Consider the following 12,577-nt stretch of genomic DNA (forward strand, 5'->3'; position numbering starts at 1 on the left):
TTCTTTTGTTTTTAACATGTAAAGAGGTGTCAGCTAAGATGTTTTCACAAGAACAAGCACCACTGTTCGATGGTCTGCGCAAACATGCCGCGAACAAACCATTACAGTTCCATATTCCAGGACATAAAACCGGCAAAGGAATGGATCGGGAATTCTCTGCATTCATCGGCGAAAATGCCCTATCCATCGATTTGATAAATATAGAACCTCTGGACGACTTGCATCACCCGCACGGCATGATCCAAGAAGCTCAGCAGCTTGCAGCCACTGCCTTTGGTGCGGATTACACCTTTTTTTCCGTCCAGGGTACAAGCACTCCGATCATGGCCATGGTCATGAGTGTATGCAAACCGGGAGATAAGATCATCGTACCGCGGAACGTCCATAAATCCGTGACAAGTGCACTCATCTTTTCCGGTGCAATCCCTGTTTTTGTGCATCCTCAACTGGATGATAAACTCGGCATATCACACGGTATCACACCAGAGGCTGTCGAGAAGGCTTTGGAAGCGAATCCCGATGCAAAAGCTGTGCTTGTCATCAATCCGACCTATTTCGGCGTGGCAGCGGATTTAACCCGTATTGTAGATATTTCACACCGTTTTGAAATACCTGTCCTGGTTGATGAAGCACATGGCGTCCATATTCATTTCCATGACGACATGCCGGTTTCGGCGATGGCTGCAGGCGCAGATCTTGCTGCTACCAGCGTGCATAAGCTTGGAGGTTCTCTGACGCAGAGCTCGATTTTGAATTTGCGGGAGGGTTTGGTGCGGCATGAACAAGTACAGACCGTGCTTTCCATGCTCACATCGACGAGCACTTCCTATATCCTGCTTGCATCACTCGATGCTGCGCGTCGCCAGCTCGCCACCAAAGGGCAGGAAATGAACACCCATGCCATCAGACTGGCAAATGACGCACGCCAGCGAATAAACGATATTGTTGGACTGTATTGCGCCGGTGAAGAAATTCTTGGCTCAGAGGCTGCTTTTAGCATGGATCCAACCAAACTGCTCGTATCGGTAAAGCAGCTTGGTATATCAGGCAGTGAAGCAGAACGCTGGCTTCGGAAAGAAAAAAATATCGAAGTCGAGCTATCTGACTTGTATAACCTATTGTTTTTGATTACGCCCGCGGATACAGAAGAAGATCTCCAACAACTCTTGGATGCATTGACGGATTTAGCAGACCTTCACCAAGCAGCTATTTCTTTTTCGGAAATGGAAGTATCTGTACCTGAAATACCTGTCTTGTCTTTAAGCCCGCGCGAAGCTTTTTATGCAGATACCGAAACTATTCCGCTTGAAGAAGCAGAAGGTCGGATCAGCGCTGAATCCATCATGGTCTATCCGCCCGGCATTCCGATTTTCATACCAGGTGAAATTATCAGTGTCGAAAATATCAGCTATATCAACCGAAATCTTGAAGCTGGCCTGCCAGTGCAAGGATTGATGGATGAATCGATTGAATACATCCGGGTAATCAAAGAACATCATGCATTTCGTTAAAAAACTCCCCATTTGGGGAGTTTTTTTTATAATGGACGTTCTATTTCAGAAGGGTCGACAAGTTGATACCCCTTATCTCTTAGTCCATTTACAATGGCAGGAACGGCACCTGCTGTCCATTCCCGATCATGCATAAGTAAATTGGCACCATTTCCCAACAGTTCCGTATTGACCATAATATCAGCCAAAGCACCACTGTCTTGGTATTGGCTTTCCCAGTCATAACCATACGTCCAGTTCATCACTGTCATTCCTTCATCTTCAGCCAGCTGTCTGCTGTAATCCGTGTTTTCGCCGAATGGAGCTCGGAAAAATTCCGGCTTTTCCCCTGTGATTTCCTCTACTTGCTCATTTACTTTTAGAATCTCCTCTTTCACTTCTTCGTCCGTCAAGTCATTTAAATTGGCATGACTGTAGGTATGGTTTCCGATTGCAAACCCCATGTCATGAATTTTTTTCAATGTTTGTTTCTCTTCATCCGTCGTCAGAAAATGACCGTTCACAAAAAAGATCGCCGGTGCGTCAGCTTCCTTCAATGATTCGGCTATCTCAAGTGCATGCTTGTCCGGTGCATCATCAAAAGTCAGGAGCGCGACCTGCGATTCAGCATCATCAAGCGGAACAATGGAAGAGACTTCCGACACTTTGTATCGAGGTTCCTGCCTTTCTTCTTGTTTTGCTTCTTGTTCTTGTTCTGCCGGTTCTCCTCCATCTTCTCCCTGCTCATCTCCAGAAGCAGAAGTGCTCGCCGTGGTTTCGGTCTGTTCCGTATCTTCACTCGATTGTCCTGAACTGGCACAACCACTGATCAAGACACCGGATAAGCATAAGAGCATGGGAAATACTAAAAATCTCTTCACTGTAAAACCCTCCATTTTGACATAATACTGCCATTATAGTGGAAAGTTTTGGACTTGTAATGCGAAAAGGTCAATTCATGTCGAGTTTAGGAGAAAGGAACCGGTCATGGTTTACTAATTTGTCGAGACGGGTAGGAAGGTGAAGTAGAGATTGTTATAATAGTAATTTGTGCAACGTTATACAAACTTTAAAGCAGAAAGGATTTACTTATGAAGAAAACGACAAGTGTATTTTGGTGGGGAATTGGTATTGTGGTTGCTTTTCTTATTTGGGGAAGTATTCCAGAATCCATCCTGCCAAACGGTAATGTCAATAATGTAACAACTGTCATACAGAGCTTCCTAGTCGATCGTTTTGGCTGGTTTTATTTACTGACCGCTACGTTACTATTAGGTTTCGCTTTTTTCTTGATTTTTTCGAAGTATGGAAAAATCACGCTGGGAAAACCAGATGACAAACCGGAATATAGTTATATGTCTTGGTTTGCGATGCTATTTAGTGCCGGTATGGGGATTGGCCTAGTATTCTGGGGAGCATCAGAACCTCTCAACCACTTTAATTCCCCTCCATCTGTGGTCGACGAAGCCAGAACAGCCGAAGCAGGTACGACCGCCATCTCTTATAGCTTTTTCCACTGGGGACTGCACCCTTGGGCTATTTACGCTACCTTAGCGTTGGCAATTGCCTACTTTACCTTCCGTAAACAATCCAGCGGCGGAGTGATAAGCGCCATTTTGGAACCAGTATTCGGGGAACGGATTCACGGCCCACTGGGAAAAGTCATCGATATCATTGCTGTTTTTGCGACTATTTTTGGTGTAGCTACATCGCTGGGCCTTGGTGCAATTCAAATCAGCGGGGGAATTTCTTATTTATTTGAGGGAATCGAACCGACCTTCACGACAGAACTGCTGATTATTATTGTCGTTACAGTACTTTTCATCGGATCGGCATTGAGCGGCCTGGACAAAGGAATTAAAATTCTCAGTAACGCCAACATAATATTTGCTGTGTTGCTAATGCTTGCCGTACTTTTGCTTGGTCCGACCAATTTTATTCTTGATTCCCTTGTTACATCATTGGGACAATACGTCCAGCATCTTCCAGAATGGAGCATGCGTCTGACGCCTTATGATACAGACAACTCCTGGATTGGAGATTGGACATTGTTTTATTGGGCTTGGTGGATCGCATGGGCACCTTTTGTCGCGACATTCATCGCCAGAGTATCACGCGGCCGCACGATAAGAGAATTTGTAACTGGTGTACTGCTGGTACCAACAATCTTTGGTGCAATCTGGTTCGCTGTATTTGGAGCTACAGGCATCAACATGGAGTATTTCCAAAACATCGACCTGTTCAGTGATATTTCATCACTAGGCGAGGAAGTAGGTTTGTTTGCTATGATGACGCAGCTTCCTGGAGGAATGATTCTCTCCGTTTTGGCTTTGCTGCTTATCGCGACATTCTTCATCACATCTGCGGATTCAGCTACATTCGTACTAGGAATGCAAACGACTAATGGAGATTTGAACCCCTCCAAGACAGTCAAATTGATTTGGGGATTGGTCCAGTCAGCAACTGCAGCAATTTTGTTGTGGGTTGGTGGGGAAGATGGTCTCGGTGCACTGCAGACAGCTTCGATCATAGCAGCCTTCCCATTTGCAATCATCATGATTCTTGTCGTAGTTTCACTCATCAAGACTTTAGGCAAGGAAGCAAAACGTCTAAATTTGATAGATAAAAAAACGAAACAGGGACAAAAGACGGACGATTAAATTAAACTAATCTAACCAAATGGACATAATAATACCCTTCAAATGACATGTGTTCATTTGGAGGGTATTTTTTTGGGAGAAATGCGGCATAAAGACTGTATGTCAGAGTCAATATGAAGTATTATAAGCAGGAGCGTATCCAAAAAATTCAGCTGCTACGCACCATAAAAACTGGTAGCATGGCAGCCTGATCATGTCATTTATTTGTATCTCATACCGCTTATATCATTGTACAGGCACTAAAAATTCACAAATCTTGTCAAAAGCTCCAAGCGTTAATTTCTCCTTTTATTAGAGGTATTCATGTTTTCCCAAAAATCATTCACTGCCTGCGTTGTATCTTGGATAACACAAATTGCGTACTTTCCTCCTCCGAATACACCATGATTAACCAATGAATCATCAGTAAAATACCGTTTAGTTGGGAGCATGACGTCATACCTGCACTCTTTATGTAATTTCTGGGTTATCTTGCGCAATACTATATATTTGTTGTTTATGGATTAAATCGTTATTTTGATCCACCGCTTAAAAATCCTCATCATCTGAAAACTTTCTTAGCTTCCATACGGATCTACTGTTCTAAAATATACGACTTTACATTTTGGTATATCTTCTATTGTTATCATCATAGCCGTACCTCATAGTTCCATTTAAACTATTATTCAAGTTAATTTTAAAATTAGATAGGAAGGCCATTTTGATTCAGTAACAGCGCCAACTTCTTCCTAAGTTATTTTCTATCCGCAAACGCTATGTTATCACAGGGGTGTTCCAACACTTCAAATTTAGCGAGGATTAATCCTCAAAAGGAGTGATTATATGGATGAAATGAAAGCTGACATCATCCAATTTAGAGGCAGTGCTTACGAAATAGGAAGGAATACGGCAGCTGTTTATTCCAAAAATCCAGTTCTCAAACAATTTAACCAGCTTTCCGACATGCAAACTGATTATACAGAGATTCAAGATTTGTTTTCTGCTCATGCTCCTCATTTGCTGGATGAGCTGCATGGTTTGGCTGATGGATTAGGTATTGCTCTACCGGATGCTGCTGTATTATACAGTGGCTACAATCTATTGAGACCGCAAGCTCTTGGCTGTACAGCTTATGTCGATAAAAATCATTATGTACGTAACTACGACTTTGATCCTTCTCTTTATGATCATTGTCTTAGCTTTATTGCACCAAATGAAGCGTTTGGATCAATCGGCTACAATCTTCAACTGATCGGAAGACATGATGGCGTCAATGAGAAAGGTCTGGCAATCGGCCTGCATTTTGTGAGTAATACAAAATACCGAAAAGGTGTATCTGCCTGGACTGCCCTTCGGATAGCACTGGACACTTGTGAAACAGTCGAACAGGTTATTGACTTATTTGAACACCTTCCACATGCAGCCTGCTATAACTTCTCTCTCGGGGATGCCAACGGTACATATGCTGTCATAGAAGCAACCCCTGAAAAAATTTCCGTGAGATCCTCGCCTTCAGGATTAAATTGTGTCAATCACTTTATGAAAGCTGAACTAGAAGCGTTTAATCGTCAAGATATGACGAGTTCTGCGAAGCGAGATGGCTTTCTTTCAAGGATGGACTTATCAAATATGACCCAAGAGGAATTACATTCACTTTTCTCAAATCCGGCTTCTCCACTTTTCTTTGAAGACTATGACCAGTTGTTCGGTACTTTACACACGATTGCTTATTCTTTTCATACAAAACGGCTGATGACAGCCCTGGCCCGGGGTAAAAGATTAGATGTGGATGTTGCGGATTGGTTTGCAGGCAATGATTTGAAGCTCAAGAGCATCTATGGAACACTAAAAAAAGAGCCTATCCGCTAGGGATAGGCTCTTTTCCAATTATTTTACGATATGGATCGGTGTGCCGATTGCAACTTCAGCAGCTTCCATCGTGATCTCACCAAGAGATGGGTGAGCATGGATTGTAAGTGCAATATCTTCAGCTGTGATTCCGGATTCAACCGCAAGGCCAAGCTCAGCAATCATATCGCTCGCGTTAGGACCAGCGATTTGAGCACCAAGGATGACACCGTCTTCTTCACGAGTGATAAGTTTCATGAAACCATCACTATCATTAAGAGACAGCGCGCGACCGTTTGCAGCAAATGGGAATTTAGCAGCTTTGACTTTGTAGCCAGCATCTTTAGCAGACTGCTCTGTGTGACCTACAGAAGCAAGTTCAGGCTCAGAGAAGACTACCATCGGAATACCATTGTAATCGATAGCAGATGGCTTACCGCTGATTGCTTCCGCAGCAATCTTACCTTCGTAAGAAGCTTTGTGTGCAAGTGGCGGGCCTTCCACGATATCACCGATTGCATAGATATTCTCGATGTTTGTACGGCATTGCTCATCGATTTCGATAAGACCGCGATCAGTCATCTTGATACCGACTCCTTCCAAACCAAGTTCGGAAGTATTCGGACGACGACCAACTGTAACAAGTACATAATCAGCATCGATAGTTTCTTCTTTACCTTTTGCTTCATAAGTTACTTTTACGCCGTCAGCAGTTTCTTCTACGCCTTTAGCCATAGCTTCTGTAACGATGTTAACGCCTTTTTTCTTAAGTTTACGGGAAACAAGTGATGTCATTTGTTTCTCGAAACCACCAAGGATATCTTTCAATCCTTCAAGGACAGTAACTTCCGTACCGAAGTTAGCATAAGCAGTACCAAGCTCGATTCCTACGTAACCGCCGCCGATAACGACTAGTTTCTTAGGAATTTCTTTAAGGTTAAGAGCACCTGTAGAATCCAGAACACGATCCGTGTACTTGAAGCTAGGAAGCTCGATAGGTGTAGAACCTGTCGCGATGATACAGTTGTTGAAAGTGTAAGTCTGAGAGCTTTTCTCATCCATTACTTTAACAGTGTTTTTGTCTACGAAGTAAACTTCACCGCTGACAACATCTACTTTGTTACCTTTCAATAGACCGCCAACACCAGAAGTAAGCTTGTTTACAACACTAGCTTTCCATTCTTGTACTTTAGAGAAGTCTACTTTTGCACCTTCAGTAGAAATACCTAGATCAGCATCACCATGAGCATATTCCGCTTTGTGACCAGCTTGGATCAATGCTTTGGAAGGAATACAGCCGACGTTCAAGCAAACACCGCCAAGGTTTCCTTTTTCTACTACTGTTACTTTTTGCCCTTCTTGTGCAGCGCGGATGGCAGCTACATAGCCGCCAGGTCCCGCACCTACAACAAGTGTATCTAATTCGATTGGGAAGTCTCCTACTACCATTTCTTATCCCTCCATCATGATTAGTTGTGGATCAGCCAATAGACGTTTCAAGTGGTTCATCGCTGTTTGAGCAGTTGCACCGTCAACGATTCTGTGGTCGAAGCTTAGAGAAAGTGCTAGTACTGGAGCTGCAACGATCTCGCCGTCTTTAACAATCGCTTTTTCAGCGATACGTCCAACACCTAGGATAGCTGCTTCAGGGTAGTTGATTACCGGAGTGAACCACTGACCGCCAGCAGAACCGATGTTAGAAATTGTGCTTGAAGCACCTTTCATTTCATTCGGAGCAAGTTTTCCATCACGTGCTTTAACAGCCAGCTCGTTGATTTCCTGGGAAATAGTGAAGATGGATTTGCTATCCGCATTTTTTACAACTGGTACAAGAAGACCTTTTTCAGTATCAGCTGCGATACCGATGTTGTAATAATGTTTTGTAACGATCTCGTCTGTCGCATCATCGATGGAAGAGTTCAAGATCGGGAAGTTTTTCAATACAGAAACAAGCGCTTTGGCAACGTATGGAAGATACGTAAGCTTGATTTCTTTTTCAGCTGCAACAGCTTTGAATTTCTTACGATGAGCAACAAGCTCCGTTACATCTACTTCGTCCATCAATGTAACGTGAGGAGCTGTAGTTTTGGAAGTAACCATCGCTTTAGCGATTGCACGACGGATACCGCTCATTTTCTCTCTGGATTCAGGGTATTCATCACCAGAAACAACTGGAGCAGATGCTTTTTGCTCAGCAACAGGCTCATTTGCAGCTTCAGCTTGCGGAGCAGCTGCAGCACCACCGTTTTTGAAGCTGTCGATATCTTCCGCTAGCACACGTCCGCCCTTACCAGAGCCGGATACTTGTTTGATATCAACGCCTTGCTCACGAGCGTATTTGCGTACGGAAGGCATCGCGATGATAAGTTCACCGGAAACTTCAGCTTTAGGGCCTTCTTCTTTAATTTCTTTTACTGTTTCGTTGGATTCAGTAGCGTTAGCCTGGATGGAAGTCTGTTCCTGCTCAGCTGGAGCCGGAGCATCTCCTCCTTCTTCGCCGCCTTCACCCTCAAAAGTGATAAGTGTATCGCCAACAATCGCAACTTCACCTTCACCAACAGAGATCTTAAGTACTTTACCTTCATATGGAGAAGGGATTTCTACAACTGCTTTATCATTTTGCACTTCGCAAAGTACGTCGTCCTCTGCTACCGTGTCGCCTTCTTTGACGAACCATTTTACGATTTCACCTTCGTGAATACCTTCACCGATATCCGGCATTTTGAATTCGAAAGCCAAAATAATTACCTCCTGATTCTGCTTTTAGAAATTGATTACTTCGTTCGCTTTTTCTACGATGTCGTTATGGTTTGGTAGCCATACTTCTTCTGCTTGCGAGAAAGCAAATACAGTATCCGGTGCAGCCACACGCATTACTGGAGCTTCAAGATGAAGGATAGCGCGCTCTTGGATCTCAGAGATCAAGTGAGCAGCGATACCAGCTTGGCGCTGTGCTTCTTGTACAACAACTACACGACCTGTTTTCTTAACGGAAGCAAGTACTGTATCAAGGTCGATCGGGCTTACAGTACGCAAGTCGATAACTTCAGCAGATACGTTGTTCTTCTCAAGCTCTTCAGCCGCTTTCATGGACGCTTGCACCATCGCGCCATAAGCGATCAACGTCACATCTGTACCTTCGCGCTTAACAGCAGCTTTACCAAGTTCTACAGTGTACTCCTCTTCAGGAACCTCTTCACGGAAAGAACGGTATAGTTTCATGTGCTCAAGGTAGATAACTGGATCGTTGTCGCGGATCGCAGAGATCAATAGACCTTTTGCATCGTAAGGGTTGGATGGGATGACCACTTTAAGACCAGGCTGCTGTGCCATAAGTCCTTCAAGGGAGTCCGCGTGCAATTCAGGAGTGTGCACACCGCCGCCGAATGGCGCGCGGATTGTAACCGGTGCATTCTGTGTGCCGCCGGAACGATAACGCAAACGAGCCAATTGTCCGCTGATTGCGTCCATTACTTCGTAAACGAAACCAAAGAATTGGATTTCCGGTACCGGACGGAAACCTTCAAGTGCAAGACCTACAGCCATACCGCCGATTGCAGACTCAGCAAGCGGTGTATCGAATACACGCTCTTCGCCGAATTCAGCTTGCAAACCTTCAGTCGCACGGAATACACCGCCGTTTTTACCAACGTCTTCCCCGAAGATCATAACGTTTTCGTCATTCTTCAGTTCTGTACGTAGAGCATCAGTGATTGCTTGGATCATTGTCATTTGTGCCATGACTTACTTCGACTCCTTTTCTTTGTACACTTCCAATTGTTCTTCAAGGTTAGAAGGAAGGACTTCGTACATATTGTTGATCAAGTCGGATACTTTCATTTTCGGATAGTTATCCGCTTCTTTGATCGCAGCTTTGATTTCTTCTTTCGCTTGATCGATCACTTTGTTTTCTTCTTCCTCGGACCATAGACCTTTAGCTTCCAAATACTTGCGGAAACGTACCAATGGATCTTGTTTTTCCCACTCAGTATCCATATCTTCTGTACGGTAGCGAGTCGGATCGTCACCAGCCATTGTGTGTGGACCGTAACGGTAAGTAAGCGTTTCGATCAATGTAGGGCCTTCGCCGTTGATTGCGCGCTCACGAGCTTCTTTAGTAGCTGCATAAACCGCAAGGACATCCATACCATCAACAACGATGCCAGGGATTCCCACTGCAACTGCTTTCTGAGCAAGTGTTTTCGCTTTTGTCTGCTTCTCACGAGGCACAGAGATTGCGAATTGGTTGTTCTGTACGATAAAGATAGCCGGTGCATCATATGCCCCTGCGAAGTTCATACCTTCGTAGAAGTCACCTTGTGACGTACCACCATCACCTGTATAAGTAATTGCTACGGATTTTTTACCGCGGCGTTTCATACCTAATGCAACACCAGCTGCTTGCGTATACTGAGCACCAATGATGATTTGCGGGCTTAGCGCGTTTACACCTTCAGGGAACTGGTTGCCATGGAAGTGTCCACGGGAGAATAGGAATGCTTGATAAAGCGGAAGACCATGCCAGATAAGCTGCGGTACATCACGATATCCAGGCAGGATGAAGTCTTCTTTCTCCAAAGCAAAATGCGTTCCAAGCTGAGAAGCTTCCTGACCTGCTGTTGGTGCGTAGAAACCTAGTCTACCTTGTCTATTCAATGCAATGGAGCGCTGATCAAGGATGCGCGTATATACCATTCTGTGCATTAATTCTTTCAATTCTTCATCTGACAAATCCGGCAAAGCTTCTTCGTTTACAACTTCGCCATCTTCGTTAAGGATTTGAAACATTTCAAACTGTTCTTCAATACCTTCTAGCGTACGTTTCAAAGCTAGTCACCTATCCTTCCTAGAACTATATTTACTGTAATAGCCTTTCCAAAAACACAGGAAGTACCACAATAGTTTACTGTACCCGCTGCATCCCCTCTTTTAACCGGTTACAACAGAAGTACACAAAACTGTTACATAAATCATGATAACGAAAAGTGATACAATTCATGTCCTGTTATAGTTTAGCTTATCTTGCCGGAAAACGTCAACATCTTAGATTGGATATTGCCGATTATTTATGAAAACGCTATTAAAGAAATCTTCACAATTATCGGTTCACCAACTGTACTACACAATATTTTAATACTGTATCAGTGAAATAAAAAACCCTTTTCTCATTCCGAGAAAAGGGTTTCTATTCATTCCATATCCACATTCAAACCAGCCGCTTCATAGAACTGCTGTTTTTGTTCATTGAATGCTTCTGTCTCTTTATTGAATTCTTCATTAGCCGCTTTGATTTCTTCGTAGCCAGCATTGATTTTTTCGATTTGGCTCGTCAATTCATCCTGTGTAATATCATCTTGCTGAAACATTTCATATAAAACGTTATCTTCATCCAAAGCTTTTGTATAAGCATCATGGAGTTTCTCGTAAGCACTATATCTGGCTTCCATCGTTTCATAAAGTGTTTGTGCTTTTTCTTTGGCATCATCGCTTTGGAGATCATCGATGATGGAATCGATTTTCTTGAATTCCGCTTCTGCTTCATCCAAGCTTTCCTTTTCCTTAGCTAGCGCATCCTTGCGCTGTCCGATCAAGTCGATTGCTTCCTTTGATTTGCTCTTGATTTGATCCAGTTCATCCTCACCGTACTGTAAAATCTCATTGTATAAATCCTGTTCCTTCTTCTCCAGGTCCGTCAAAGAATCTTGCTGTTCGACATATCCTGATTCAAGGGATATAGTCTCCTCCAAGTGATTGTAAACCTGCTCCTCCGGCGACGCATTGTTACATGCAGTGAGTCCCACGGCGCTCCCCATCAGGAGTAGGCCTATTCCTAACTTGCGCAAAACGTATCCTCCTCTGCCATGTTTCCCACAGCTTCTATGTATTCTCCTACATTGTATAACAAAGCCTCAAAACGTTAAAGAAATACGATAACGAATCTGCAGACTGATTCTGGTGTCATTCAGACATTCTTGTGATACACTAAGGAACGGAAAAGTAACAGCGCAAGGAGTGATCAGCATGATTACCATGGATGACATTATCCGTGAAGGCAATCCCATTCTCGAACAGGTTGCAAAAGAAGTCGAATTGCCTGCTTCGGATGAAGATAAACAAACATTGACAGAAATGCTAGAGTACTTAAAGAATAGCCAAGATGAGGAAATAGCGAAAAAATACGACCTCCGTCCGGGTGTAGGCCTGGCAGCACCGCAAATCGGCCTCTCCAAACGCATGATTGCGGTCTATTTCGAAGATCCAAACGGAACCTTCTATGAATACGGTCTTTTCAATCCAAAAATCGTCAGTCATTCTGTCGAAAATACGTATCTGATGAGCGGTGAGGGCTGCTTGTCCGTCGATCGCGAAATACCCGGCTATGTACCGAGGTATACCCGTATCACAGTCAAAGCTGTCACATTGGAAGGCAAAGAAGTAAAATTGCGGCTCAAGGGCTATGCAGCTGTTGTCTTCCAGCATGAAATCGATCATTTAAACGGAACGATGTTCTATGATCGCATCAACAAGGACGACCCCTTCGCTCAACCGGAGAACTCCAAACCAATTGAACTATAAAAAATGCGCACTCAGCCAGAGTGC

Annotated in this window: 10 protein-coding genes; 4 read left to right on the plus strand and 6 right to left on the minus strand. The window is 43.8% G+C overall.

Annotated features, from left to right (window positions below; translation table 11 throughout):
• The first annotated feature begins 38 nt into the window (after positions 1-38).
• A complete protein-coding gene (locus BLQ53_RS07785; RefSeq protein ID WP_093726727.1) occupies positions 39-1,511 on the plus strand; it encodes an aminotransferase class I/II-fold pyridoxal phosphate-dependent enzyme in 1,473 nt (490 codons plus the stop codon).
• A 26-nt stretch (positions 1,512-1,537) separates the two neighbouring features.
• Here the strand turns inward: BLQ53_RS07785 and BLQ53_RS07790 are convergent, their stop codons facing one another.
• Entirely contained in the window at positions 1,538-2,371 is an 834-nt protein-coding gene (locus BLQ53_RS07790; RefSeq protein WP_244499285.1) for a polysaccharide deacetylase family protein, read from the minus strand.
• A 210-nt stretch (positions 2,372-2,581) separates the two neighbouring features.
• On the opposite strand from BLQ53_RS07790, the gene BLQ53_RS07795 reads away from it, so the two are divergent.
• Positions 2,582-4,150 (plus strand): glycine betaine uptake BCCT transporter, encoded by a 1,569-nt coding sequence (locus tag BLQ53_RS07795; protein WP_093726728.1) that lies wholly within the window; start codon positions 2,582-2,584, stop codon positions 4,148-4,150.
• Positions 4,151-4,972: 822 nt separating this feature from the next.
• Positions 4,973-5,998, plus strand: coding sequence for a C45 family autoproteolytic acyltransferase/hydrolase (locus tag BLQ53_RS07800; protein WP_093726729.1), 1,026 nt, complete (start codon positions 4,973-4,975; stop codon positions 5,996-5,998).
• 18 nt (positions 5,999-6,016) lie between these two features.
• Here BLQ53_RS07800 and lpdA read toward each other — a convergent pair whose 3' ends face one another.
• From lpdA to BLQ53_RS07825, 5 genes are all read right to left on the minus strand, one after another.
• Positions 6,017-7,426, minus strand: coding sequence for a dihydrolipoyl dehydrogenase (gene lpdA, locus BLQ53_RS07805; protein WP_093726730.1), 1,410 nt, complete (start codon positions 7,424-7,426; stop codon positions 6,017-6,019).
• 3 nt (positions 7,427-7,429) lie between these two features.
• Positions 7,430-8,716 carry a dihydrolipoamide acetyltransferase family protein gene (locus tag BLQ53_RS07810; RefSeq protein WP_093726731.1) on the minus strand — a complete coding sequence of 429 codons (1,287 nt, stop codon included), beginning with the start codon at positions 8,714-8,716 and terminating at the stop codon, positions 7,430-7,432.
• A 24-nt stretch (positions 8,717-8,740) separates the two neighbouring features.
• A complete protein-coding gene (locus BLQ53_RS07815) occupies positions 8,741-9,718 on the minus strand; it encodes an alpha-ketoacid dehydrogenase subunit beta (RefSeq protein ID WP_093726732.1) in 978 nt (325 codons plus the stop codon).
• A gap of 3 nt (positions 9,719-9,721) precedes the next feature.
• Complete coding sequence (gene pdhA, locus BLQ53_RS07820) at positions 9,722-10,765, minus strand: pyruvate dehydrogenase (acetyl-transferring) E1 component subunit alpha (RefSeq protein WP_170829619.1); 1,044 nt, start codon at positions 10,763-10,765, stop codon at positions 9,722-9,724.
• Between the two features lie 401 nt (positions 10,766-11,166).
• Positions 11,167-11,820, minus strand: a complete 654-nt coding sequence (locus BLQ53_RS07825; RefSeq protein WP_093726734.1) for a YkyA family protein — start codon at positions 11,818-11,820, stop codon at positions 11,167-11,169.
• Between the two features lie 178 nt (positions 11,821-11,998).
• Here BLQ53_RS07825 and def point away from each other — a divergent pair, with 178 nt between their 5' ends.
• A complete protein-coding gene (def, locus tag BLQ53_RS07830; protein WP_093726735.1) occupies positions 11,999-12,553 on the plus strand; it encodes a peptide deformylase in 555 nt (184 codons plus the stop codon).
• The last annotated feature ends 24 nt before the right edge of the window (positions 12,554-12,577 follow it).

Source organism: Terribacillus halophilus, assembly GCF_900101385.1.
GTDB lineage: Bacteria > Bacillota > Bacilli > Bacillales > Amphibacillaceae > Terribacillus > Terribacillus halophilus.

What these genes read in the sequence shown, in the direction of transcription:
- BLQ53_RS07785 (WP_093726727.1), top strand. Translation starts at nt 39, where the DNA reads ATGTTTTCACAAGAACAAGCACCACTGTTCGATGGTCTGCGCAAACAT.
- BLQ53_RS07795 (WP_093726728.1), top strand. Translation starts at nt 2,582, where the DNA reads ATGAAGAAAACGACAAGTGTATTTTGGTGGGGAATTGGTATTGTGGTT.
- BLQ53_RS07800 (WP_093726729.1), top strand. Translation starts at nt 4,973, where the DNA reads ATGGATGAAATGAAAGCTGACATCATCCAATTTAGAGGCAGTGCTTAC.
- lpdA (WP_093726730.1), bottom strand. Translation starts at nt 7,426, where the DNA reads ATGGTAGTAGGAGACTTCCCAATCGAATTAGATACACTTGTTGTAGGT.
- BLQ53_RS07815 (WP_093726732.1), bottom strand. Translation starts at nt 9,718, where the DNA reads ATGGCACAAATGACAATGATCCAAGCAATCACTGATGCTCTACGTACA.
- pdhA (WP_170829619.1), bottom strand. Translation starts at nt 10,765, where the DNA reads ATGTTTCAAATCCTTAACGAAGATGGCGAAGTTGTAAACGAAGAAGCT.
- def (WP_093726735.1), top strand. Translation starts at nt 11,999, where the DNA reads ATGATTACCATGGATGACATTATCCGTGAAGGCAATCCCATTCTCGAA.